A 24512-nucleotide genomic window follows, 5' to 3' on the forward strand; every position below is an offset into this window, starting at 1 on the left:
GTTCTGAGCGACTCAATCGGGTCGCAAGTACGCATTCGCTTATGGTGAGACCGGTGATTCGCGACCACCGACCTGCGAAAGACTGCGAACGACTGGTGGTTCGCGCGTGGCGGTGAGGTCGAGACCGATACCGTGCCCCTTGTAAATTCTCGAGAGACGATCGCCGGGCGATCCCGCCCGCACGAGTCGCCTTTCGTCAGCGCGGGTCGTGACCGGCCCTCGAACGTTGAGTGCGCCGCTTTCTGTCGCAATACAAAGACTGTCGTCTGCGGTTGCCGGTGTTTTAGCGAGGCGATTGGCCGTCGTCATCCGATCCATTCAGCAGGGACCATGTTTCTCCTGACGGCTCTGATGCGAGCACGCTTTCAAAGGTATCCATCAAGCTGGACACCGCATATTGAGGGGACCAAAGCCGTCCCACCTCGCCACTATCCCGACTCACTTCCCAAGCCGCCAGAGCCGCATTACCGTAGATTCCGACGAGCGACAGTCTGTGATCGACAATTGCCGGTGGGATATGCGGAAGCAGATTGCGAAGGTGTGTGTTGCAGCGCTGATAGCCCTGATTCCACTTGTTTTCTAACGCCTCACGCAAGAACCCACGGTTGTTCAACTGCAAGTTGGCGATCATGCGAATGTACGTCGCCTGACCCGTGCGATCCGCCAGATCAAGCATTGGAAAGATCAGCGCGCCCAACACCGCTCGAAGTGTGACTCCACCCTCTGCTTCCAATCTATCAAGCCGCGCCTGACGGTCTTCATCTATGAGCCGTGCGCCGTCGACGACCAGTTCGCGCGCCAGTTCAAGTTTGTTCCCAAAGTAGTAGCGCAACGATGCGCTGTTTCGCTGTCCTGCGGCAGAGATGATGTCCTGTACAGACACGCCGTCCAGACCGCGCAACGCAAATAGTCCTTGGGCTTCTTCTTTTAGGCGAGATCGGGTCTCAGCCCCGTCTGATCGAAGGGTTTTCCCTGATGTAACCATTACTTTACCATTTCTGGTTAATTAACTAGACTTGCATAACTAACCCAGTAGGAGAAACTTAGCATGAAAGTCGTAGTTGTTGGAGGAGGCATTGGTGGATTGACGACCGCTCTGGCGTTGCTGCGCCACGGCATTGAGCCGATTGTACTGGAGCGTGCCCCACAGTTGACGGAGGTCGGAGCAGGCATCCAGATCGCTGCGAACGGAACGATCGTGCTTCGGGAACTGGGGCTGGAACCGGCGCTGGCGCGCATTGCAACGGTGCCGGCTGGCTTCGATTATCTGGAGTTATCGACAGGGCGTCGCCTGTACTACGCCCCGCTTGGCGAGGAAGCGGCGGCACGTTATGGCGCGCTGCTCTACAACGTCCACCGCGCCGACCTGGTCGAACTGCTCGCAAAGGCTTTACCCCCTAATGTGATCCGACTGGGGGCGGAGTGCGCGTCGGTGTCCCAGGACGAGGAAGGCGCATGGGTCACGCTACAAAACGGCGAAGTGATTCGTGGCGACGTCGTCATCGGCGCGGATGGCATTCACTCTGCCGTACGGACTGTGCTTCGAGGACCTGAAGAAAAGCAGTTCGCCAACATCCTGATGTGGCGCTCGCTGATTCCGGCAGACCGTCTTGAGGGGCTGAACCTACCGGTGGCAGGGAACAACTGGTTCGGCATTGGTCGCAATATCGTCTCGTACTGGGTGCGCAAGGACCTCTACAGCGTGCTCGCGTCGGTACCGGCAACCGAAGTGAGCCGCGAGTCGTGGACGCAGGCCGGCGACGTCGGCCAACTGCGCCGGGCGTTTGAAGGTTGCGAGCCGACAGTCCAGAAGATGCTGGAAGCCGTGGACTCGACGTTCATTACCGGCATGTACCATCGCGATCCGATCGAAAACTGGAGCACCGGCCGGATCGGCCTGCTAGGCGACGCCGCGCATGCCATGGTGCCGTACCTCGCGCAAGGTGCCTGCCAGTCGATTGAAGACGCCTGGGTCCTCGCCGCCTGTCTCAAGAATCATGGCCCCGCCGGCGTTCAGGACGCCCTGTTGGAATATGAGCGGCGTCGCCAGCCGCGTACCACCCGAATTCAGGCTGGAGCGCGTTTTGTCGTCGATTGGGCACACGAGCCCGACGCGGCACGTGTGCGCCAGCGCAATGGACGGCTGAGGGGACTCTCGCGTATCGATCCGTTGGCCGAGGCCTCGTGGTCGTTCGCCTGGGGGCACGACATCCTCGAGGCTGTCAAGCTGCCGCCGGGCGAGGTCGTAGGCTTGAGCGCGGCGCGCGAAGGCAAGCGCATGGAGCGCCCCGAGAGCCAGCGCGCTTTCGACCTCTGGAAGGGCGTGTTCAAGCCGGATGACATTGCTCGCGGTGATCGGGGACAGCGTGCAGCCTACGAACGGTTCCTTCTGGAGCAGTTCCCGGCGCCTGCAGACTCCGAAGTGACGGACGTCGATCTTGATGGGACGGGCGCGTTGCGCGTGGCTGCAGAGGGAGCAGGGCACAAGGCAACCGTATTGCACTTCCACGGCGGCGGCTACGTGCTGGGTTCGGCGAAGAGCTCGGTTGAATACGCAAGCCGTCTCTCGCGCGCCCTGGACGGCCCGTGCTACACGGTCAACTATCGGCTCGCGCCCGAGCATCCGTATCCGGCGGCCTTCGATGATGCATTCAGCGCCTATCGTGGCTTGCTCGGTGCGGGCGTCGATCCGGCGACGGTGTTCCTGAGCGGTGAATCGTCTGGCGGCGGCTTGGCTCTCGCACTGGCGACAGCGCTGCGTCGCGCGGGGCTGCCGTTGCCCGCAGGCGTCATTGCAATTTGCCCGCTCACGGATCTCACGCTGAGCGGTCCGACCGTCAAGGCAAATTCGGGCGACGATCCAGCCGCGAATCGCGAGACGCTGTCCAATCTTGTCGCGTCCTATTTTCAGGGACATGAGCCGACCGATCCGATGGTATCGCCACTGTTCGCGGACCTCGCCGACCTTCCGCCGGTATTCCTTTCGGCGGTAGAGGGTGAGGTGCTGGAAAGCGACACGACGCGCTTCGCGCAGCGGGCAAAAACAGCCGGCGCAAACGTGACGCTGAAGATGGTGGCCGATTCGGTTCACGTCTTCACGCTTTTCCCGTTCTTACCGGAAACCGCCGCGACGCTCGAAGAAATCGGCCAGTGGAGCCGCCAACTCCTTCAGAAGTAACGAGGCGCATCGGAACCTCGCGCATGGTTCGAGGTTCCGATGCAACAACCTGCTGACGCGGCGCCGGTGTGAACAGATCCGGCTTGCGTCACGGGCGATTTGCCTGTGACGCAAGCAAACGGTTTCAAGGCGCTTCGCCATATCACTGAATTCGTCTCATGCCTGGAGTAGACATGACGGCAACATCAACGCATCGACTGGTCGACGTGCCGCGCCATTTATCTGCGCCACAGACATCGCTTTATGCGAATCTCGAAGTATCCGCAAACCGCCACCCGGAGAAGGCCGCCATTGCTTATTACGGCAGTTCCGTGAGCTACAGGCAATTGCGGCACGAAGTGGACGTGATGGCCGGACTCCTGCAGCAGCACTGCGGCATCGCCCGAGGCGACCGCGTGGTGCTGTATATGCAGAACAGTCCGCAATTCGTCATTGCGTTCTATGCGGCCCTGCGTGCCGATGCTGTAGTCGTGCCCGTCAATCCGATGAACCGGGCTTCGGAACTGCAACACATTCTTGAGGATAGCGGGGCGAGAGTTGCTTTTGTCGGCGAAGAACTCATGGAACACGTGCGGCCGCTCCTGGGCAAATACGTGGACCATGTCATCTCCGCTCGCTATGCAGATTATTTGCGCAACCAGACCGATTTGCCGATGCCGGACGTGCTCACGCCCGTTGAGCCACAGCCTCGCGCGGCATCGATCGACGACCAGGTTGCTGTCGTTGGCTGGAATGACGCGCTGGCTCGTGCGTGCGTGCCGCGCGATCACGAATCCTTGGCCGACGACCTGGCGGTCATTCCATACACGTCCGGCACCACAGGACGCCCCAAAGGGTGTATTCACACGCATCGTAGCGTGATGCATTCGACCGTCTCGTGCGCTGAATGGCCAAAGCTCGCGAGCGAGAGCGTAATGCTGTGCTCCGTGCCGTTGTTCCACGTCACCGGCATGCAGAACTGCATGAACATGCCGATATTTATCGGCGCCACGATGGTGATCATGACCCGCTGGGACGCAAAATGCGCCGCGCATCTCATCGCGCGCAACCGGGTGAGCACGTGGGTCACCGTCCCTACGATGGTCATCGACCTGTTAAACCTTGCGGACATTGGCGGGTTCGATCTGAGTTCCATTACCTACCTGAGCGGCGGCGGTGCCGCGATGCCGCAGGCTGTTGCGCAACAGATCCATGAGCGTTGGGGCATCCCGTATGTGGAAGGGTACGGCCTCACTGAAACAATGGCGGCGACCCATATCAATCCGCCACAGCACAGCAAGCAGCAGTGCATGGGGGTGCCGATCTTCAGCACGGATTCACTGATCGTCGATCCCGACACGCTGAAACAGCTTGGCGAAGGCGAAACGGGCGAAATCCTGGTGAGTGGGCCGCAAGTGTTCCACGGCTACTGGAATGCCGTGGAGGCCACTCGAGAGGCATTTGCATTGATCGACGGGAAGCGGTACTTGCGCACCGGGGACCTCGGCTATGTGGACAGCGATGGCTACTTTTTCGTGGTTGACCGGCTCAAGCGCATGATCAACGCATCCGGTTACAAGGTCTGGCCCGCTGAAGTCGAGTCAATGCTATTCGAGCATCCCGCCGTTCAGGAGGCGTGTGTGATCGCGACTCAGGATCCGCGCCGCGGGGAGTCAGTGAAGGCCGTTATCGTGCTTCGCAATGGTGTTCACGCGACGGAAGAGGAAATCGTGACCTGGGCCCGCGAGCACATGGCGTCCTACAAGGTCCCTCGCGTCATTGGGTTTGCCGACAATTTGCCGCGCACCGCAAGCGGAAAAATCCAGTGGAGACAATTGCAGGACGCCGAAAAGCAGCGTCGGAAGACCTGATCCGAAGGCCGCGGGTCGACGGACCTGCTGGCCCGCTGAGGCGCCTTGTAGTGCCGCCAGGCCGTGACTGGGATTGGAGGTGCACTCAACCTGATTTGGGCTGCTTTCCGCGATCTGTTGCCGCAGTGGGAATTTATGGCAGGAGGCGGCACACGATACCGAGCGTTGAGTGGAACCCTGCAAATCACACTGGTCAGATCGTCAAAATCATTGCGCTTGCACCGCAAACCGGCTGGGAGCAGGTGCGCCACATAGCCGACGACGAGTAAGGTGAGCAAGCGAAGAAGTGATCATTCAGACACACATGACGGAATCGATAAAAGCCCATTGCCCACGCTGCGACGGTGAGCGCAACTGCGAACCGCGTCACGGGGTTCGCCGTCGCCCGCAGCGGGAACCGTCAAGGTTTGCTGGACATCACGCCCAGCGTTTTCGCACCAGGTCAGACTGCACGAAATGCTCGCACGCCGCGCAAGGCAGCCAGATTCGCATCACCCGCCGCTGGTAATGCTCTTGTAGACCGAACGTTTCGGCTTGCCCATCACCCGGCGCACAAGGGGCTCGAAGGCACTGAGGGGATACGTTTCGCGGGCGGGATCAAATGCCGGACTGTCGTACAGATCAACGAATTCTTCGGTACGTTGATAACAGCCGTTTTCCTTGAACTGATCGCGCATATTGCGATCCATGTCCAGGTGATGGAAAAAGTTGTGGCCCTGGAAAATGCCGTGGTGCTCAATCATCCACAGGTTGGCTTCGGAGACGAAAGGCTTGAGCAGGGCCGCCGCTATCTCCGGGTGGTTGTAGGAACCGAGGGTGTCGCCGACATCGTGCAGCAGCGCACAGACCACGTACTCATCATCTCTGCCGTCCTTCATGGCCAGCGTCGCCGTCTGCAGACAATGGTTGTAGCGGTCGATCGGGAATCCGCTGTATTCGCCTTCGAGCAGTTTCAGGTGCGCCAGTACCCGGTCTGGCAGATGCGAAAAGTATTGGGCGGCCTGTGGTTTGATGATTTCCCAGTCTTCCCGGGTACTGTCCTGCATGCATTTGAAGGTAGCAGATTTCGTCATGAGGTGTCTCGCCTTTCCACTGGGATTCTGATTCGTGTTCAGGAAGACGCGCTTCGCTGGCCGGCCTTCAGATAGAAAACCAGGCCATCGGACGCGCCGCGTGTGCCTGTCAGCTCATAGCACTGCTCCCCCGTTGGGGCTAATCACCTGTCCAACAAAGTAATGATCCCCTGCAAGGAACGTCGCCACAGACGCATATTCCTGCATGGTTCCAAAGCGCCCGGCGGGAATGACCTGCCAGAACCTGCGCTGAGCCTCCTCACCGATGGAGTCGAGATACTGCTCGAAGAACGGCGTTGACACGCCACCGGGCGCCAGTGCATTCACGAGGATATTGCCCCCCGCAACTTCGGCTGCGACCGATTTTGTGAAGGCAATGACCGCGCCCTTGGTTGCGCTGTAGTGAGGACTGTGCGCGCTGATGGCCGAAAAACCGGCGATCGACGCAAGGTTCACGATCCGACCGTACTGCTGCGGCTGCATGAGCTTGAGCGCTTCGCGTGTGCAGTAGAACATGCCGTGTACGTTGACGTCCCAGTACCTGTGCCATTCCTCGTCTGTGATTTCACTGGTGAAGCCAAGCGACTGTCGCGGCACCGGGGTCGTGATATACGCATAATGTCTGTTGCGCCGAACCTCGTCCACCGAACTTGTGGGTGCCAGCGCGGCGTTGTTGACGAGAATGTGAAGCGTGCCGAAGCGTTCGACGATTCTGGCGAACATGTCGGCTACCTGACTGCTTGAAGAGATGTCGCATCGCAAGGCCAGGCACGATGCGCCGATCGCTTCAACAGCCTTGCGAGTGTCTTCAAGGGCTTGCATGTCGACGTCGCAGATAACGATATCCGCGCCGGCCCGCGCGTAATGCTGGGCAATGGAGCCGCCCAGACCGCGGCCCGCGCCGGTGATCAAGGCGACTCGTCCAGCGAGGTTCGGTGCACCTGTAGAGGGTAGTACGTCCCTGGAATGTTCAACGTGCTTGTTCGACTGCATGAGTGTCTCCGGTGTCGTGGACCGTCGTCGTAACGGATAGGTGTGTTCAGGCGCGGCGCATAAGGCTATAGCTTTGAGCTGTTGGTCCTGCGTCCGGCATACTGGCCAGAAACAGAGCTAGCGGTACGACATCCTCGGGTTGCTTCGCCCACTCGCCCGGTGGCATCGGAACATCGCGGGTCATGGCGGTCTTGACCGGTCCGGGGATGAGTTCGTTCACGCTGATGTTGTACTCGAGCAGTTCCATGGCGAGAGACTGGGTGAGCATCCACAGACCGCTCTTGGAGCAGGAGTAAGCCGAAAATCCGGGCACGGGACGGTTGCGCTGACCCGAGCCGATCATGATGATTTTGCCGCTACCGCGTTTGCGCAGATGGGGGATTGCAGCATGGGCCGTGTGGTAGGCGCCCGTCAGGTTGATGTCGATTGCCTTGCGCCACTCTGCGGGGTCGCTGTCCGCGATCCGCTTCAGATCAGAGGCGACGCCCGCGTTCGCGACGACAATATCGATTCCGCCAAATGCACGACTGGCATGGTCGAACAGTGCGGCAACGTCGTCATAGCTGCCAACATCCGCTGTTTGTGCCACAGCACGACCGCCTGCTTCCTTGATAAGAGCCGCGGTTTCTGTGATTTCCTGTTTGCTGCGTGCGCTGCACACCACTGAGGCGCCAGCACCGGCGTAGGCGAGGGCGATCGCGCGTCCGATGCCGCGGCCCGCACCCGTGATAATGGCAACCTTATCCGACAGGGAGTGAGTGATACTGGTGTGGGTCATCGTAACCTCGTGAATGAAAAGGTAAGGGCGGGTTCAATAGATCTGCCGCTGGCGTGTTGCGATGGAGCGACGCAGGTCGCGCTCATAGGTCACGCTGGCGCAGCCGAATGCCAACGCAGCGCCAACCGAGACCAGCGGGACAAGCTGCAGGGCGCCGAGCAGACCGATCCGGTCTGCCAGTACCCCGGTCAGATAGGGGCCTGGCGCGCCTCCTAGCAGATTGTTCGCAAGGCTCAATGTGGCAAGGACGGTTGAATGGATCGAGGCAGGGACGAGATTCGTGACCATTGCACCCGCGGGGCCCCACGTGCCGGCGGCAAGAAATATCCCGCCAGCGATGACGACAAACTGGACCGCGCCGGACTGCATGCGCATGCCGGCCATCAGCAATGCGCAAGATCCGAGGCAGTAGACGATGGCGAGTGTGACCTTGTTGCGCGGCGACTTGCGCCCAATCCAGTCAGTGAAGATCCCGCACAGGGCCATGCCGATCGCACTGACGATGAGCAGGACTGCGGCGGCCACAGCCGACTTGTCTGGAGCCAGATGATGGTAGCGATTCAGATAACTTGGCAGCCACGCAATGATGGCGTACGCAGTAAACAGCTGGAGGCCGCTACCCACGTACGTGAAGACCAGCGTCGGGGTACAAAACAGCGGCCTGAGGAGCGTACGAAGCGGTTCATTTCCACCGCTGCGTCCCTGAACGGCAGATCGATGTACATGCCGCTTCAGGCGGGATTCCGTAACGGTCACCGCGCAGATCACGACAAGCAACATTCCGAACGCTGCCATGCCGAGGAACGCTGTGCGCCAGCCAAAGCGGGTCGCCATTACGCCGCCGGCAGCCATGCCGAGTACCGACCCGAGCATGCCGGCGGAAGTAAAGGCGCCTGTCAGTGTCGCGCGCATCGTTGCGGGGAAGACGCTCAGGATAATGGCAAGTCCGACGCTACCGTAGCCAGCTTCTCCGATGCCGACGAGGAGGCGGGCGGTCAGCATATGGCCGTAGTTCTGCGCGAGTCCACAGCCGAGGGTGCTGATGCTCCAGAACATTGCCATCAACACAACGCTTCTTGAACGGCGCCAGCGGTCGGCTACAAGGGCGACCGGAAAGGCCAGCAAGCCGACCATAAGGCCCACGATACCGCTGAGCAAGCCGAGTTGAGCATCCGTCAGATGCCACTCGAGCTTAAGCTGCGGAAAAACGGCATTCAGTACCTGTCGCGACATGTAGTCGGAAAGCATCAGGCTGAAGATCACGCCAAATACCGCCCAGGCATAGGTGCGCGAATGTGAAGTTCGCGGCGGAGTCTCTACACCGGCCAACGATGCGACATTTTCTTCCAGCATGGGTACCCCTTGTTTCGTACGAAAAGGGTGAGGCGTGTGTGTGAAGCGTTGCGGATGCAGGCCGGAGAGAGATTGGCTATCGAGGCGGCGGTGCGTACATCTCGGGCACCGCCGTGCCCCGGGGGCCGTCGCTTCAGGCTGCGCGAAGCTGGCGATCCGTATGACCTGCTTTGCGGTTCGGCGTCATGCCATTGGCGGTGAGCGTTTCGTCGACCGTTTCGTACTGCACGCCGATGCGGTAGATCTCGCGCGCTTCCTTGCCAGTGGCAATCTCGCGGCCAAGCTCGCGTGCGACGCGCACGCACTGCTCGATCTGCTGTACGGACGTGAAGCGCTTGCCGTGCTGGTCGATGATCGTGTCCTCGATGCCGCAGCGCGGATGCAGGCCCATGGACATCGCCATCATGTTGAACGGCAGCACGTTCTTCAGCAGCGACTCGGCGGTCAGCGTGCAGCCGTCGGGCGCGCGGTGGACGAAATTGAAGAAGTTGAACGGATTCGGGCCGTCGAAGCCCCCGCCGATGCCGATCCACGTCAGGTTCAACGGACCCTTGAAGGCGCCCTTGCGCACGAGGCGCTCGAGTGTTTCGAGCGCATGGATGCCGGTGAGCTGGAAGTGCGGCTGGATGCCCGAGGCCTGCAGGCGGCGCAGGTGCTCCTCGACCCATGCCGGGCCCGCCGGCACCGTCATTTCGCTATAGGCCGCCATGAGCGCAGGATTGGACAACGACGTGCCTTCTACGTACTCGGGATAGAGCAGCTCCATGATGTTCATCTGCGTGGTATTGATCGCCACCGTCACCTGATCGGGCTTCGGTTCGAGATCGGCCAGCATGTGGCGCGTGTCGTCGGATAGCCACTTCGCGGCCTGGCCGTCGTCTTCTGGTGCGAACGAGATCGAGCCGCCGACCTGGATGATCATGTCCGGCACCGCGGCTCGCACGCCGGCGATGAGTTCATTGAACTTTGACAGGCGCTTCGAGCCCTTGCCGTCCAGCTCACGCACGTGCAGATGGAGTACGGTGGCGCCGGCGTTATAGCAGTCGACAGCCTTCTGGATCTGTTCGTCCATCGTCACCGGAATGTCTTCCGGGAAGTCCTCGGGCATCCATTCCGGGCCGTATGGGGCAGTCGTGATGACCACCTTGTCCTGATTCTCCGGGTGCAGCGAATCGTCGAGAAACTGCATGTCCTATCTCCTGGTTGTTGATCTGTGCTGGGGTGCTCAAAAAGGCCGCTCACCGATAATCGTGGCGCGGTCCATCCTGCGATGACACGGCGGGTAATCCATCACCGCATAGTGCTGCGTGCTGCGGTTGTCCCAGATCGCCACGCTGTTCCTCGTCCAGCGCCATCGAACCTGGTGCTCGGGTATATAGGCCTGGGAGAGGAGGTAACCGAGCAACTGGGCGGCGCCGGGATTGGCGTCCTGCCCGAAGCGAACGCGCTGCGGTGTGTGGTAGTTAGTGAAGTGCGTTGTGAACGCGTTGACGAACAGCACCTTTTCGCCGGTCTCGGGATGCGTGCGGACCACCGGGTGCTCGGCGTCGGGATACTGTGCCTTCAGTGCAAGGCGCTTCTCGATTGGCATGGCCGCGCCGAAACTGGCCTCGATGCTATGTCGCGCGCGAAGATCTGCGATCTGTACCTTGATGTGGGCGGGCAGGTTGTCGTAGGCCAGCACCATATTGGCCCACATGGTGTCGCCACCTACTGGCGGACATTCCCGACAGCGCAACACAGCGCCAAACGGCGGCGCTTCGCGCCACGTCGCGTCCGTGTGCCAGACATTCTCATAGCGGGCATTGGGCTGATCGGGATCCTTGTAGATGCGCACGAGCCCAGGATGCTCCGGATCGCTGTCAGCGACCGGGTGGTCCTCCAGTTCGCCGAACCGGCGTGCAAAGGCCACGTGTTCAGCGCTCGTGATGTCCTGATTGCGCAGGAACAGCACGCGATGCCTGACCAGCGCTTCGCGGATGCTCGTGAACAGACCATCGTCGTGGATGGCATCGGCCAGATTCACGCCGGACAGTTCGGCACCAATTGAACAGGAAAGCGGTTCGATGCGCATCGTGCCCTCTCAACGTACGATGAAAACCGACGAGCCCGTCGTCTTGCGCGCTTCCAGATCCCGGTGCGCCTGCACCGCGTCTTGCAGTGCATAACGCTGGTTGATCTCGATCTTGATGCGGCCGGCCGCGACGTGGCCGAACAGTTCGGCGGCGAGCGCATTGCGCTCTACCGGGTCGGCGATGTAATCAGCGAGCGCCGGACGGGTAATGAAGGGCGAGCCTTTCATGGCCAGCAACTGGACGTTGAAGGGCGGCACGGGACCCGAGGCGGTTCCCACGCACACGAGGAGACCGCGACGCTTGACCGAATCCAGCGAGGCCTCGAAGGTATCCTTGCCCACGCTGTCGAACACCACGTTGACGCCCGCGCCGTTGGTCAGCGCGCGCACGCGCCGGGCCACATCCTCGTGGCTGTAGTTGATCACGTGGTCGCAACCGTGGGCACGTGCCACATCGGCCTTGGCTTCGCTCGATACCGTGCCGATCACGGTCAGACCGAGCAGTTTTGCCCATTGCGCCACGATGAGGCCGACGCCGCCCGCGGCAGCATGCAAAAGGATCGAATCCCCCGCCTTGAAGTTGTAGATGCGGCGCATCAGGTACGAGGAAGTCAGGCCACGCATGGTCATGGCCGCTGCTGTCACGCACGGGATGTTCTCCGGTAGCCGGATCAGTGGTGCCGCAGGTACGAGGCGTTCGGTGCTGTAGGCGCCCATCGTGTTGAGAAAGCCTGTGTAAGTGACGCGATCGCCGACCGTGACGTTGTCCACACCCTCGCCAATGGCCTCGACCACACCAGCGCCTTCGACACCCATACCGGCAGGCAGGGGCATCGGATACAGGCCCAAACGGAAGTACGTGTCTGCGAAATTCAGTCCGACGGCCTCATGTCGCAGGCGGACGTGCCCCGGGCCAGGATCCCCGACGTCGATCTCTTCCCAGTGGAGGACTTCGGGACCGCCCGTTTCATGCATGCGAATAGCGTGTGCCATTTGACTCCTCAGATTTTGCAATTCCGGTTTGCGCTGTCGCTGGTGCTCGGACGCGACGCATGGACCAAGTATCTGCAAAACGCACGGAGCCTTTTTGACATTTTGTGGCGTATGTTTTACATTTCGAGGCATTGGTGGAGACCCCTATGCCGTCGTTGCTGCGAAGTGCAAGCCTCACAAACTACGTGGAGGTCGCGCGCGAAGTGGGACTCGATCCCTACTGGGGATTGCGACAAGCAGGTATCAGCGCCGCCGCCTTGCTCGACCCGGATATCCGGCTGCCGGCTGACTCGACAATGCGCATGCTGGAGGACTCGGCCCGCATTGCTGGAGTAGAGGACTTTGGCCTTCGCATGGGCGAAACCCGTCATCTAGCCAATCTGGGTCCATTGGCAGTCGCCTTGCAGGAGGCGCCCACGCTGCGCAAGGCGCTGGAATCGTTTGCGCGCTACGTGCGGTTGCAGAACGAAGCGATGGGCGTGCGCATCGAGGAATCGGGCGATGTGGCGGTGCTGATACTTGAGGTCGTCGATGGAGGCAGAGGCACCTTTCGTCAGTCGGTGGAACTCGTGATCTGCGTCTTGTACCGTACGCTCAGGTCGTTACTCAGTACGGAATGGAGACCCCGGCAGATCTGCTTTTCGCATAGCGCACCTGTGAACGTCGCCACGCACAGGCGTGTGTTTGGCATGCCTGTTGACTTTGATCAGGACTTCGACGGAATTGTGCTGGCGAGCATGGATTTCGATACTGCGATTTCCTCTTACGACCCGGTCCTTGCGCCGCACGCGCGCGAGTTTCTCGACGCGCGGCTGGCCCAGTCGGACGTAACGACGCCTGACCAGGTCAGAAGGCTGGTCTTCGCGCTGCTGCCCGTCGGCGAATGTGTGGCGGAGCGTGTTGCGCAGCGGCTAGGCATGCATCGCAAGACACTGTATCGACATCTTGCAGATCATGGTCAGACGTACTCGTCCGTTGTCGACGAAGTACGAGGCGAACTGGTGACCCGCTATGTTGAATCGGGCGAGCGACCTCTCACCGAAGTGGCGCGGCTTCTGGGGTTTTCGTCGTTGAGCGCATTCTCGAGATGGTTCTCGGGCCGCTACGGTTGCACCGTCTCCGCATGGAGGCGTAGCAGACGGCCTTGATACAGAACGCCACCGGTTGAACCCGAGTCAACCCGCCGTCAGGCGGGAGTCAGCCAGTTTCAGCCATAGGAATTGGGGTGCTTGTGGCTGTCCACCCGGGAGCTGTAGATGCTGGTCCGGGGATCATGGACACGCTCAATATCAAGAATCAAACAAGCAGACAGGTAATCATGGCTTTTGTTTAGCTAAACAAACTAAAAATTAGTGAAATTACTCGTTGTCAGTACATCCTCATTAAGAGACCCTTTATCGGCGCGTTGTTGACGCTATGCTTGGGGGGGCGCTTCTCGCGGTGGCGACCTGGATTTGGCGTCCCGGACGCCGACAGGAAAATTCCCTTCCACAGCCCAAACATCGACAGTGCGGAAGAGGTGAACTCGGCGACCTACTGGTTGGATAGGACACAAAATTTCAAATACATTACGTACTGCATATTAAATAATCGACGATAATTCTGGAGGAGACAAAGTATGTCAACGATTGCGCTTAGATCTGCGATGAGAAGCCCGTTGCGAGCAGTCAAGTGCGTGGGAGCCGGAGCGATTCTCGTCTTGCTTGCTGCGTGCGGTGGCTCATCTTTGGATTCGTCCCCACCCGATCCAGCAGGCACGGCCGCTCAACGCTCGAACGTGCCAGGCGTCAGCGCTGCGCAATTTGCGCACTCGTTCGTGACGCGGGAAGGTTCGAAATTGATGGTCGCGGGCCAGCATTTCCGGTTCTCGGGGGCGAATGTCGAGTATCTGGGGTTGAAGAACTACGGCCCCGCACCGTCGAAGTCGATACCTGTTGGGAGCTATAGCTATCCAACGCAGTACGAGGTGGACGATGCGCTCGCGACCGCGCATGACATGGGTGTGACCGTGATCCGTGCGCAGACACTCGGCGATACGGTTGGATGTCCGTTGTGTATTGAACCGGCTCAAGGCGTGTTCAACGATGCCGCGTTCGCGCACATGGATATGGTGGTTGCCGAAGCGCGCAAGTATGGAATAAAGCTGATCGGCGAGTTCGATGGCGATGCGGGCGGGACGGGATCAGGTGAGTCCTACAACTGGTATTGTACGTGGCGCAACATATCCAGTTCCAGTTGCGCGACGGCATTTCTAACCGATCCGAATTTGATAGATGATTACAAGCAACATATGCGGGCGATACTGACCCACGTGAATCCGCTGACAGGGCTTGCATATAAGGATGATCCAACCTTCCTCGGATGGGTGGATGGCAATAATCTCAATCTCGACCTTAGTGCCATAACCTTCACACCCTCCGGTGTGGTCGTCCCGCCCGCGGTATCCGACGCACAAATGACGGCGTGGTTGAACAACGTATCGACTTATTTCAAATCCATCAACAACAAGCAGCTATTCATCGACATCAGCCAGAACGGAGCAGCCATTCCGGCATCGCCTGTACTCAGCGCGTCCAATGTCGATATTTTTGCTAACGAATGGTATCCGCACTGGACGCCTTCAGCGGCGAACGCGAAGGTTACTGGCAATACACCTCAGGTTCATACAATAGCTGCGCAAGTCGTTGCCGCCGGCAAGGCTTACGCCATGATTGAATACGGATGGGATCATACCGACTACCAGACCACCGCGGCGCTGCAGACGTTTCTGGATGGCATCGCTTCCGATTCCAATATTGCGGGCGACAATTTCTGGGCGTTGGTATCGCATGCAAGCGGGCAGGGCTGGTTGCCAATCCCAGCCAATGGAGGATGCCAACCCAATTGCGAAGCGACCGAAGACGGCAACTGGTGGGCGCTGTATTACACGGGCATCACCACGCTTTCCAATACCGCCGCAGACATGGCTCAGCGAGCACAAATGCTGCGCCAACACGGTTACACAATGAATGGATTTAGCGCTGCGCCTTCGCATGAACTCGTGGGAGCGCCGGTGATTACAGCCACCGACAGCGGACATGTCGAATTTGAAGGTGCAGCAGGTTCCCCCACTTACTCCGTGCAGATGCTGCAGGCGAACGGAAACTGGACGACGCCGTGCCAGAATTGCACGACCGATGCAGGAGGCGGTTGGGTCGATACGACCGGACAGTCAAAGCCATGCTATCGCGTCATCGGAGTGAATCTGGATGGAGTTCCTGGCACTCCTTCCACGCCCGCAGGCAGTGGATGTCCAACGTCCGTGGCAAATCGACAGCAGCAGCCAACGAGCGGTACATAATGTTTGCGCCGCACCAAGCGTCAACCGCCAAGAACGTGTAAATCCAACAGCGCGACTTTGTCACCGGGCATTCAAGGTCGCGCTGTGGATCCAACCTCTCTCCGAAAGATGCCAACAGTGATCAAGGATGTCGGCCGATATTTCCGAGCCCATTGGTGTTTTCGAGCAGCTGGGATGGCCATTAGGACTGGCTCAGTTGCTGGCACAAAATCAAAAGAGCAGATATGGTCACAGCCTACAATTTTGAACGGCCGCTTTCCGCAAAATCGAGCGTCCCTTCAGGGTGGCGTGCTGCCGATCGCCGAGGGGGGCGGCCGGCCAGTCTATTCATTCGATAACAGGCTCAAATCGGTCAACACTCCGCTGATGTCCACAATCCAGCGGGGCCTAAATCACTTGGAGCTATGCCGCACAGGATGTGACATGAACCCAGTATCGGATCTTTCGGTATTGTTAAATACACTGGAGCCGGTGCTTAACCCGGGCGTGTTTGTGTTTGCTTCGGTCAAGGATGGTTATGCCATTGACCCAGCCGTCATCGTTGCGTCAATTCGCGAGCCCGAGGGCTTGTCGGTTGTGACGAGCGAGACGGATGCGCGGATCAGCGGTTTGATTGCGCTGTTCAAATGCGCCTGGATTACGTTGACCGTCAATTCATCCTTGGAGGCGGTGGGGCTGACCGCAGCGTTCGCGAGGGCATCAGGTCATTCCGGCATCAGCTGTAACGTCGTGGCGGGCGCGTACCATGATCATATTTTTGTGCCTCTCGAAGCGGCACAGACGGCGATGCAGGTACTTCGTCAGTTGCAAACTGATGGAGGCGGCCCGCAGCTGCCAGCAAAAGGTGTTTAGTTTTCGGATTGAGGATCAAGAGGGCTCCCGCCAGACGCAAACCGGGCCGGGTGTTGTCTCATGTGATGGGCATACGAAGCTCGAAACTCGTGAGCAAGCGATCGGCTGCAACCCACTTCCGCCATTTGAGGTCGCATCCGACGAACGCCAGCTTTCGCCCGATGCGGGACCATCGGAGGCCAATCAAACACGGCATTTGAATCGGGTTGCCCCCACATCGAACCCTTCGGCGTGGGGTCCTCCAGCCATCTCCGCATCAACGGCCCCACAGATTGCGAGCGGGACGCAGCAACGGTAGGCGTCGCGCAATTTTATTGATTTGCGCGGTCATATGGACAACAACGACGAACTTGCGATTGCGCTCATTGTGCGTCGGATCGGACGGTTGGCTTGCGCGAGCATGCATCTCGATTAGGGTTAACCCATCCAGAACTGTGCCGCAAAGTACATACAGTTCTTGCATACGAGCTTGCTTCAGACGCGGGGGTATCGCCGCCCAGGGTCATCTTGCGGTGTTTCCTCAGTTCTACGAACTCAAAGGAGATGACAGATGGAAATCCGCAACCCTTCCCCCGGCCTCTACAACGAAGATCTCGCCCCCGCCAGGGTGCGCAACTGGGGTGCCTTTAGCATTTTCAACGTCTGGACCTCGGACGTGCACAGCCTCTGGGGCTACTACCTCGCCGCCAGCCTGTTCCTGCTGTGCGGCAGCTTTACCAACTTTGTGCTGGCGATCGGGCTCGGCTCACTCGTGATCTTCGCGCTGATGAATCTGATCGGCTACGCCGGTGAGAAGACCGGCGTGCCATACCCGGTGCTGGCGCGCGCCTCTTTCGGCGTGTGGGGCGCCAACCTCGCGGCGCTGGTGCGCGCCGTGGTGGCCTGCTTCTGGTACGGCGCGCAGACGGCAGCGGCTTCGAGCGCGATAGTTGCGCTGTTGATCCGCAGCACCAGCCTGATGGAGTTCCACAAGGGCACGCACTTCCTCGGCCACTCGGGGCTGGAGGTGATCTGCTACTTCATCGTCTGGGCGCTGCAGTTGCTGATCATTCAGAAGGGCATGGAAACGGTGCGCAAGTTCCAGGACCTGGCCGGTCCGGCGGTGTGGATCGCGATGCTGATCCTGGCGATCGGCCTGTGCGTGAAGGCCGGCGGCTTCTCGTTCGAGCATGGCATACCGATGGCCGCGCTGCTCGAAAAGACCAGGGACACCGGCGTCAGCGGCGAGCCCGGCTCGTTCTGGGCGTTGATGGCCGTAGGCGCGACCTGGATCACCTACTTCGCGGCGCTGTACCTGAACTTTTGCGACTTCTCGCGCTACGCGAAGAACCGCGACGCAGTCAAGAAAGGAAATCTGTGGGGCCTGCCGGTCAACCTGATTGCGTTCTCGCTGGTCGCCGGCGTCACCACTATCGCCGCCTTCAGGGTGTACGGCGAAGTGCTGCTGCACCCCGAGCAGATCTCAGCCAAGTTCGACAGCTGGATACTGGCACTCATCGCGGCGGTGACCTTCGCAGTCGCCACGCTAGGCATCAACGTGGTGGCCAATTTCGTCTCGGCGGCGTTCGACATCTCCAACACGTTCCCCAGGCAGATCAGCTTCAGGAAGGGCGGTTTCATCGCTGCAGCCATCGCGCTGGTGCTCTACCCCTTTGCGCCGTGGGAAGGCAACGCCGCGCACTTCGTCAACGCCATCGGCGCCACGATGGGCCCGCTGCTGGGGATCATCCTGGTGGACTACTATCTGGTGGCCAAGGGAAACATCAACGTCGCCGCGCTCTACCAGGAGCACGGCGAGTATCGCTACGAAGGCGGCTGGAACGTCAACGCGCTGGCGGCGGCGGCGGTCGGCAGCGTGTTTTCGACCTTCCTGCCCAACTTCACCAACCTGCTGCCGGCCTGGTGGAATACATATGGCTGGTTCTTCGGCGTGGTGATCGGCGGCGGCATGTATCTGATCATGGCGACGCTGCGGCCGCGTACCGCGATCGCCCCTACCCGCGTTTAAGGGTCTTTCCAGCCCGATCAGGTGGTGTCAAGCACTGGCGCGGCACCGCCGAGTGCCTCTCAGAAGCGGGCGGTCGGTCACGTTAGCCGCGTGCGGCTCGCGAATCGCAGATTCGGCCGACGACCCGCCTGATGGCATCGTTCAAGGAAGGGCACTTTCAGCCCGAAACCTGACGTCCGAATGTCCGCGCAACGGCGTCGACGAAGGTCTGAAGATGGCCGGTAGTACCCGCTGAGCTATGCCGCCCCAAAGCTGCCGCTGGCGCAAGGTAATGTTTTCGAACGTCAACTTACGGCGCAGTAAGCCGAACGGGTACAGTCGGCCCGTTGTTGCCGTTCGCCATCGACGTTACGCGGTCATTCAAGTGGCTGCTCCGCTCAAGCAGCGGACCTGCATGCTCGGACCGTGAATCGAGAAAAGTCGGGATAACGTTCTGCGCCTTTCTGCTACAGTCTGAACTAAGAGATCACTTAACATGGGAGACATGCAGTGAAAATAGCGAAGCTTGCGAGCGCCGCGCTGCTCTGTGCCGCCATCGCCGCCGGTATCTCACCGGTTGTATCGGCCCAGCCGAAAGGCGACTACGGGCCACCTCTCGAAACCGTCAAGACTTTCGACACGTTCAAGCTCGTTGGCATGGGTGTGTCTCACGAAGGCCGCGTCTTCGCCAGCGCCCCCGCAGCCCAATCCGGCGACAGGCTCGTCGAGGTCAATATACAAACCGGCGCGGTGACACCGTATCCCGATCAGGCCTGGAATACCTCCGGCACGGACACGGAGCACGAGTGGGCGGTCCCGCAGGCGATGTGGGTGGACAAAGCCGACCATCTGTGGGTGCTCGATTCCGGGCGAGCGGTACTCACGGCCGCTGGTGCGGGCGCAAAGCCCAAGCTGGTCGAGTTCGACCTCGGCAGCAACAAGGTGATCCGCAGCTATGGCTTCGATGGCACCGTTGCCCCTACCGACTCCCTCAACGATGTGCGCATCGACCTCGTCCATGGGTACGCGTACCTGACCAACATCGGCAATCGCGGTAGCCTGGTCATACTGAATCTTAAAACCGGGAGATCGCGGCAGGTTCTGGTCGGCGACCGCTCAACCTTTGCCGATCCCCAACAGCATCTGATGATCGGCGATCAGCCTGCGGAAACTAACGATGGCAAGCAGGTCGCGATCCACGCCGACGGCATCGCGTTCTCCCCGGATGCCAAATGGGTCTACTACCGGCCGCTGACCGATCACAACTACTGGCGGGTGCCAACAAGTGCCCTGATCGACGCCCGGCTGCCCCCCGCCCAACTGTCGCGCAAGGTCCAATATCTCGGCTCGGCCGAACTGACCGGCGGTTTGATCATGGACCAGCATGGGACGCTCTACGGCGGCGATCTCGAACACAGCACCGTCGTTGCGCTCGATATTGATCCCGCTACACAAAAAGTGAAATCGCGCCTCTTCGCACGCGCTCCCGGGCGGCTCTCCTGGGCGGATGGCTTCGCTATCAGTCAAGGATATCTCTACATCGCAGACTCCCACCTCTGGGAAGTGACATTCAAGAATCATCTGCCGCGTTCCGGGCCATTCACCATTTTCAGGGTGAAGCTGGCCGGATGAGTTTCGGCTAGCGCATAGGTGGAAGTCAGGGAGCCTTGCTCGCCTGCATCCAGACTCGCACGGGGCTCACGCCGCCCAGTACCGTCGGTCGGGCGCCTGTAGGCGCCGCGACGGGCAGTGCGCATTGATCCGCTCCAGGCGGTCCGGTTGAGTCCAGCGCCGACGCTGGCGAGGCTCGGCTGCTCGGACCTCGGCGCATATGGCATGTTCGTGATTTTCACGTGCGCGCCATCGGGGAAGGCGGTCGGCTGCCACTGGCCGAGCCATGCTCGCTGGGGCGTATGAGTCACAAGCGGATGCGGCAGACGCTGCCGCATCCGCTACCCCCGTTCCGAAATGCGGTTGTCAGCCGCAATCGCTTCGAACGTTGTGTCCGGCTTGACAGAGGGTCTGCGTCGCTGCGGATATTGATGGATATTTTCGACGATTTCGCCGACACGTCGAGCAGCAAGAACCACGAATGCGGCGGCCAGGCGATAGCGAACATCGCGGCGGGCCTTCTCGTGCGTGACTAAAACCATGCCGCGTACAATCAGGTTGACTAACTGTTTAGACTGAAGCCCGCGGTTGCTTCCGGCGCCCGGAATATTCTTGCTCCAGGATCGCCTTCGTTCTTTCGATGACCAGCTATCATCGTTGCTCGTCCTAAAGGAGAACAAGCGATGCGCCGCCCTGATTTCATCAAACACTGGACCGAACTGGAAGAACCCTATGCGCATTCCTATCCCGGCGATTCCGAGCTGATGGGCCTTGACGCGCCGCTTTCCGCTGCGATGGGCATTACGCGGATTGGCATTCATCATGTGAGGCTTTTGCCGGGTCGGCGCACTTCATACCCGCACGCCGAAAGTACTGAACAGGAGTTCGTCTATGTGCTTCATGGCAAGCCTGATGTCTGGATCGACGGCGTGCTGCACCCTGTTGCTGAAGGCGACTCAGTTGCGTTTCCGGCAGGCACCGGCATCTGCCACACTTTCATCAACAATACCAAAGATGAAGTCAGGCTGATGGTGATCGGCGAACGCCCGCGCGATGACAACCGTGTTCGGTATCCGCTCAACGAAGCGCACGAACTTACGCGCGCGGACCGCTGGACGGACTGGCCAATCAGACCGCTCGGTGACCATAAGGGGATGCCGGGCTACAAGGACACCTGAGCCGTCAACAGGTCTTCGATCCGAACCGGAAGATTACGCACGCGCACGCCCGTCGCGTGATAGACAGCATTCGCAACCGCTGGCGCAATACCCGCGATCCCTATCTCACCGACACCGCGTGCGCCGAGTGAATTCAATGCGAGATCGGGATAGTCGAGGAACGTGACGTCGATCTTCGGTGCATCGGCATGCGTGGTCATGACGTAGTCGGCGAGGCTGCGGTTGATCGGGGCACCGGAACGGCTGTCATAGTTCGTCTCCTCGAATAGCGCCATACCGACACCCATCACCACGGCTCCTTCGATCTGGTTACGGGCCGTACGGGCGTTAATGATCTTGCCTCCATCAATCACGCTCACCACGCGGCTGATTCGCAACCGCGCTGTTTCCGGCTGCCATGTAACCTCGACAAAATGCGCGCAGTACGAGTGTACCGACACGTGCTTTGCGTCAGGATCGTCCTGATTCGGGCCGGACCGGCCCCTTCCCACCACCGTGTTGATCCCTGCCGGCCCCAGGATCCGCTCGAAGGGCACGCCCGCTCCCGGTGAGGTTCCTTTGCGGTAGACCATTCCTTGCTCAAAGCCAAGCGCTTCCACCTTCAGCCCGCTGAAGGGCGAGTTAGCTGCCTCGGCTGCGGTGAGCAAAAGGTGCTGGACGGCCACTTGTGCCGCCTGTGTTACAGCCGGAACCAGCGACGCCGAAGCCCTCGAGCCCCCCGACATCGGGCCGGGGGGCAAGCGGGTATCACCGATCACGGCCGAAATTCTGTCGAACGCGATCCCGGTCACATTTGCCACCATCTGAGCGAGTATGGTGTACGTCCCGGTGCCAATGTCCTGAGTCGCTGTCAAAACGCGCGCCGTTCCGTCAGCGTTCAGTTCAACGATGGCTTCGGCAGCGGATCGCTGCGCCTGCCACGACCCCGCTGCGACGCCCCAGCCGATCACCAGACCGTCACGCCGCATCGAGCCGACCGCCGCCTTGCGTGCCGCCCAGCCGAATTGTTCCATGCCGCGCGTCAGGCATTCCTTGAGGTGCCGGGAGGAGAACGGCACGTTCAGGCTTTCGTCAATCGCCGGCTCATTGACCAGACGCAACTGGACGGGGTCGATATTGAGCTTGATGGCGAGCTCGTCGACGGCCGATTCGACTGCGAACAAGCCAGGGACGGCGCCCGGGCCGCGCATCGATGTACTGGGCGCGATGTCCCGGCGCGCATAGGCGGCAGTCACTTGCAGGTTCGGCGAGCTGTAGAGATAGCCTGTCGCCTCACCGCAATTCTCTTTGCGTGTATCGAGGCGGGCTACTTGATAGACGTAGTGTTGCTGCAACGATGTCAATCGTCCATCGCGGGTTGCCGACAAGCGTATGCGTTGCTCTGTGGCCGGGCGGTGCCCCACGTTCTGGAACATCATCTCTCGGGTCAGCACCAGCTTGATGGGCCGCCGCAGGTTGCGGGCCGCGGCGGCAGCGAGCAGCGAGTGGGACCACGGAAACAGCTTGCCGCCGAATCCGGAGCCCAGATACTTCATGATGACGCGTACCTGGTCTTCCGGCACGCCGAGCATTTGTGCCATCATCTGCCGCTGGTTGACGATCGACTGAGTCGTTTCGTAAAGCGTGTAGTTCGCGCCATCGAATACTGCCACTGTGGCATGCAGTTCGATTGGGTTGTGCGTTTCGACCGGCGTCGTGTAGATCTGGTCGAGCTTCAGCGCCTCAGAGGCGGCCGCGAATGCGGCCCCCGCGTCGCCGCGCTGTGTGTCGACGGACGGCGTTCCTTCCGCCGGCATCCGGCTCGTTACATCGGGTTGACTCTGCGCATACCGCGCCTTCACTGCACTGGACGCGGCGGTTGCCTGCTCGAACGTATCGGCCACTACAACTGCAATGTATTGGCCAAAATACGAGATGATGTCGTCGTCGAGCGGCGGGCGTCTTTCGTCGATTCTTGGTCCGAAGCCGATGCGATAGAACTTTCCGATGTTTTCGCGTGTGAAGACAGCCCGGACCCCTGGCATCTTCGAGGCAGCGGCCGTTTCCAGTTGATTGATGCGTCCCTTGGCGATTGTCGCGCAAACCGGTACGGCGTAAAGCATCCCTGGAAAGTTGAAATCCGACGTGTACGTCGCCGCACCGCTGACCTTAAATGGTCCGTCAATTCGGGTAAAGCCGCCGCCGATGACCGGTTGCGTTTTATTGCTGGCTAATTGCACGTTCTCTCCGCGTCGCGAACCTGGGTCAAGCAGTCTGTGTGGCCAACTTGAGTGCTTGCTGGATGCAGCGTTTAGCAAGTTCAACCTTGAAGCCGTTCTGGCTTTGCGGGCGCGCTGACTGGAGCGCGGCCTCGGCCGCCGCCTGGAAGGCCGCGGGCTCGGGCGCGCGGCCGAGCAACGCGGCTTCGGCCTCGCGCGAGCGCCAGGGCTTAACGCCGACACCGCCAAGTGCGATCCTGATGCGGACGATGCTGCCCGACGATACGGTCATGACGACCGCTGCCGACGCCAACGCAAATTCATACGATGCGCGATCGCGCAGTTTCAGATAGACGCTGTGACTGCCGGGAGCCGGCGCAGGGAGCGTCACATGGGTTATGAGCTCGCCTTGATTGAGCGTGGTTTCGCGTTCGGGGGTGGCCCCGGGCAACAAGAAGAAGTCATCAATCGCGATGCTTCGCTTGCCCTGGCTGCTTTCGACATGGATCGTGGACTCGAGTGCAGTCATTGCGACACTCATGTCCGAGGGGTTCGTCGCGATGCAGTGATCGCTGATCCCCAGAATTGCGAGGTTTCGATTGAACCCACCGATTGCAGAACAACCCGTGCCAGGCTCACGCTTGTTGCATGGCGTGGCAGTATCGCGAAAGTAGACACAGCGTGTACGCTGCAACAGGTTGCCGCCGGTCGTCGCCATGTTTCGCAACTGGGCCGACGCACCGGAAAGCAACGCCTGAGACAGGACAGGATAGTGTGTCTTGATCAGGGGATGATTCGCGAGATCGGAATTGCGCACCGTCGCGCCGATCGTGACGCCGCCACCGTCGATCGCTTCGACCTGAGCGAGTGGCAGGCGATGGATGTCAATGACCTGCGTCGGACGCTCCACATCGAGCTTCATCAGGTCGAGCAGTGTTGTGCCGCCGGCCAGAAAGCGCATCGACGCGCCATTTTGCTGGCTGCCGGTATCCGTCTGCGCGATGTCGAGTGCCTGTGCGACGCTGGACGCGCGCTTGAGTTGAAAGAGTTCCAT

General features: G+C 60.2%; 20 protein-coding genes. 9 read left to right on the forward strand and 11 right to left on the reverse strand.

Annotation, left to right across the window (positions count from 1 at the left end):
* Positions 1-283: 283 nt before the first annotated feature.
* On the reverse strand, positions 284-985 hold the full coding sequence (locus P0D89_RS20530) for a TetR/AcrR family transcriptional regulator (protein ID WP_408361670.1): 702 nt from the start codon (positions 983-985) through the stop codon (positions 284-286).
* A 63-nt stretch (positions 986-1048) separates the two neighbouring features.
* Between P0D89_RS20530 and P0D89_RS20535 the strand changes: the two genes are divergently transcribed.
* Both P0D89_RS20535 and P0D89_RS20540 read left to right on the forward strand, forming a co-directional pair.
* Entirely contained in the window at positions 1049-3178 is a 2130-nt protein-coding gene (locus P0D89_RS20535; protein WP_408377026.1) for an alpha/beta hydrolase fold domain-containing protein, read from the forward strand.
* A 173-nt stretch (positions 3179-3351) separates the two neighbouring features.
* Positions 3352-5028 carry a long-chain-fatty-acid--CoA ligase gene (locus P0D89_RS20540; protein ID WP_408377028.1) on the forward strand — a complete coding sequence of 559 codons (1677 nt, stop codon included), beginning with the start codon at positions 3352-3354 and terminating at the stop codon, positions 5026-5028.
* Between the two features lie 491 nt (positions 5029-5519).
* On the opposite strand, the gene P0D89_RS20545 is transcribed toward P0D89_RS20540, so the two are convergent.
* The 7 genes from P0D89_RS20545 to P0D89_RS20575 form a co-directional block, all read right to left on the reverse strand.
* Positions 5520-6101 (reverse strand): HD domain-containing protein, encoded by a 582-nt coding sequence (locus P0D89_RS20545; protein WP_408361666.1) that lies wholly within the window; start codon positions 6099-6101, stop codon positions 5520-5522.
* Between the two features lie 114 nt (positions 6102-6215).
* Positions 6216-7094, reverse strand: a complete 879-nt coding sequence (locus P0D89_RS20550) for an SDR family NAD(P)-dependent oxidoreductase (RefSeq protein WP_408361665.1) — start codon at positions 7092-7094, stop codon at positions 6216-6218.
* A gap of 46 nt (positions 7095-7140) precedes the next feature.
* Positions 7141-7872: an SDR family NAD(P)-dependent oxidoreductase gene (locus P0D89_RS20555; protein ID WP_408361664.1), complete on the reverse strand. Its 732-nt coding sequence runs from the start codon at positions 7870-7872 to the stop codon at positions 7141-7143.
* 33 nt (positions 7873-7905) lie between these two features.
* Complete coding sequence (locus P0D89_RS20560) at positions 7906-9225, reverse strand: MFS transporter (protein ID WP_408361663.1); 1320 nt, start codon at positions 9223-9225, stop codon at positions 7906-7908.
* Positions 9226-9358: 133 nt separating this feature from the next.
* Positions 9359-10414: a beta-keto acid cleavage family enzyme gene (locus P0D89_RS20565; protein ID WP_408361662.1), complete on the reverse strand. Its 1056-nt coding sequence runs from the start codon at positions 10412-10414 to the stop codon at positions 9359-9361.
* A 36-nt stretch (positions 10415-10450) separates the two neighbouring features.
* A complete protein-coding gene (locus tag P0D89_RS20570) occupies positions 10451-11299 on the reverse strand; it encodes a TauD/TfdA dioxygenase family protein (protein ID WP_408361661.1) in 849 nt (282 codons plus the stop codon).
* Between the two features lie 9 nt (positions 11300-11308).
* Positions 11309-12292, reverse strand: coding sequence for a quinone oxidoreductase family protein (locus tag P0D89_RS20575; RefSeq protein WP_408361660.1), 984 nt, complete (start codon positions 12290-12292; stop codon positions 11309-11311).
* 146 nt (positions 12293-12438) lie between these two features.
* Here P0D89_RS20575 and P0D89_RS20580 point away from each other — a divergent pair, with 146 nt between their 5' ends.
* The 3 genes from P0D89_RS20580 (at position 12439) to P0D89_RS20590 (ending at position 16484) form a co-directional block, all read left to right on the forward strand.
* Positions 12439-13440, forward strand: a complete 1002-nt coding sequence (locus P0D89_RS20580) for an AraC family transcriptional regulator (RefSeq protein ID WP_408361659.1) — start codon at positions 12439-12441, stop codon at positions 13438-13440.
* Positions 13441-13910: 470 nt separating this feature from the next.
* Positions 13911-15632 carry a glycoside hydrolase 5 family protein gene (locus tag P0D89_RS20585; RefSeq protein ID WP_408361658.1) on the forward strand — a complete coding sequence of 574 codons (1722 nt, stop codon included), beginning with the start codon at positions 13911-13913 and terminating at the stop codon, positions 15630-15632.
* Positions 15633-16055: 423 nt separating this feature from the next.
* Positions 16056-16484: an ACT domain-containing protein gene (locus P0D89_RS20590; protein ID WP_408361657.1), complete on the forward strand. Its 429-nt coding sequence runs from the start codon at positions 16056-16058 to the stop codon at positions 16482-16484.
* Between the two features lie 256 nt (positions 16485-16740).
* Here P0D89_RS20590 and P0D89_RS20595 read toward each other — a convergent pair whose 3' ends face one another.
* Positions 16741-16947 carry a hypothetical protein gene (locus P0D89_RS20595; protein ID WP_408377030.1) on the reverse strand — a complete coding sequence of 69 codons (207 nt, stop codon included), beginning with the start codon at positions 16945-16947 and terminating at the stop codon, positions 16741-16743.
* An 87-nt stretch (positions 16948-17034) separates the two neighbouring features.
* On the opposite strand from P0D89_RS20595, the gene P0D89_RS20600 reads away from it, so the two are divergent.
* The 4 genes from P0D89_RS20600 (at position 17035) to P0D89_RS20615 (ending at position 21260) form a co-directional block, all read left to right on the forward strand.
* A complete protein-coding gene (locus tag P0D89_RS20600; protein WP_408361656.1) occupies positions 17035-18492 on the forward strand; it encodes an NCS1 family nucleobase:cation symporter-1 in 1458 nt (485 codons plus the stop codon).
* 489 nt (positions 18493-18981) lie between these two features.
* Positions 18982-20103: an L-dopachrome tautomerase-related protein gene (locus P0D89_RS20605; protein WP_408361655.1), complete on the forward strand. Its 1122-nt coding sequence runs from the start codon at positions 18982-18984 to the stop codon at positions 20101-20103.
* Between the two features lie 296 nt (positions 20104-20399).
* Positions 20400-20618, forward strand: a complete 219-nt coding sequence (locus P0D89_RS20610; RefSeq protein WP_408361714.1) for a hypothetical protein — start codon at positions 20400-20402, stop codon at positions 20616-20618.
* A gap of 147 nt (positions 20619-20765) precedes the next feature.
* Positions 20766-21260 carry a cupin domain-containing protein gene (locus P0D89_RS20615; RefSeq protein WP_408361654.1) on the forward strand — a complete coding sequence of 165 codons (495 nt, stop codon included), beginning with the start codon at positions 20766-20768 and terminating at the stop codon, positions 21258-21260.
* Here P0D89_RS20615 and P0D89_RS20620 read toward each other — a convergent pair.
* A complete protein-coding gene (locus tag P0D89_RS20620; protein ID WP_408361653.1) occupies positions 21245-23479 on the reverse strand; it encodes a xanthine dehydrogenase family protein molybdopterin-binding subunit in 2235 nt (744 codons plus the stop codon). The two genes, P0D89_RS20615 and P0D89_RS20620, sit on opposite strands and share 16 nt — an antisense overlap.
* Before the next feature lie 25 nt (positions 23480-23504).
* A complete protein-coding gene (locus tag P0D89_RS20625) occupies positions 23505-24512 on the reverse strand; it encodes an FAD binding domain-containing protein (protein WP_408361652.1) in 1008 nt (335 codons plus the stop codon).

The organism is Paraburkholderia sp. RL18-085-BIA-A (assembly GCF_046027075.1).
Lineage (GTDB): Bacteria > Pseudomonadota > Gammaproteobacteria > Burkholderiales > Burkholderiaceae > Paraburkholderia.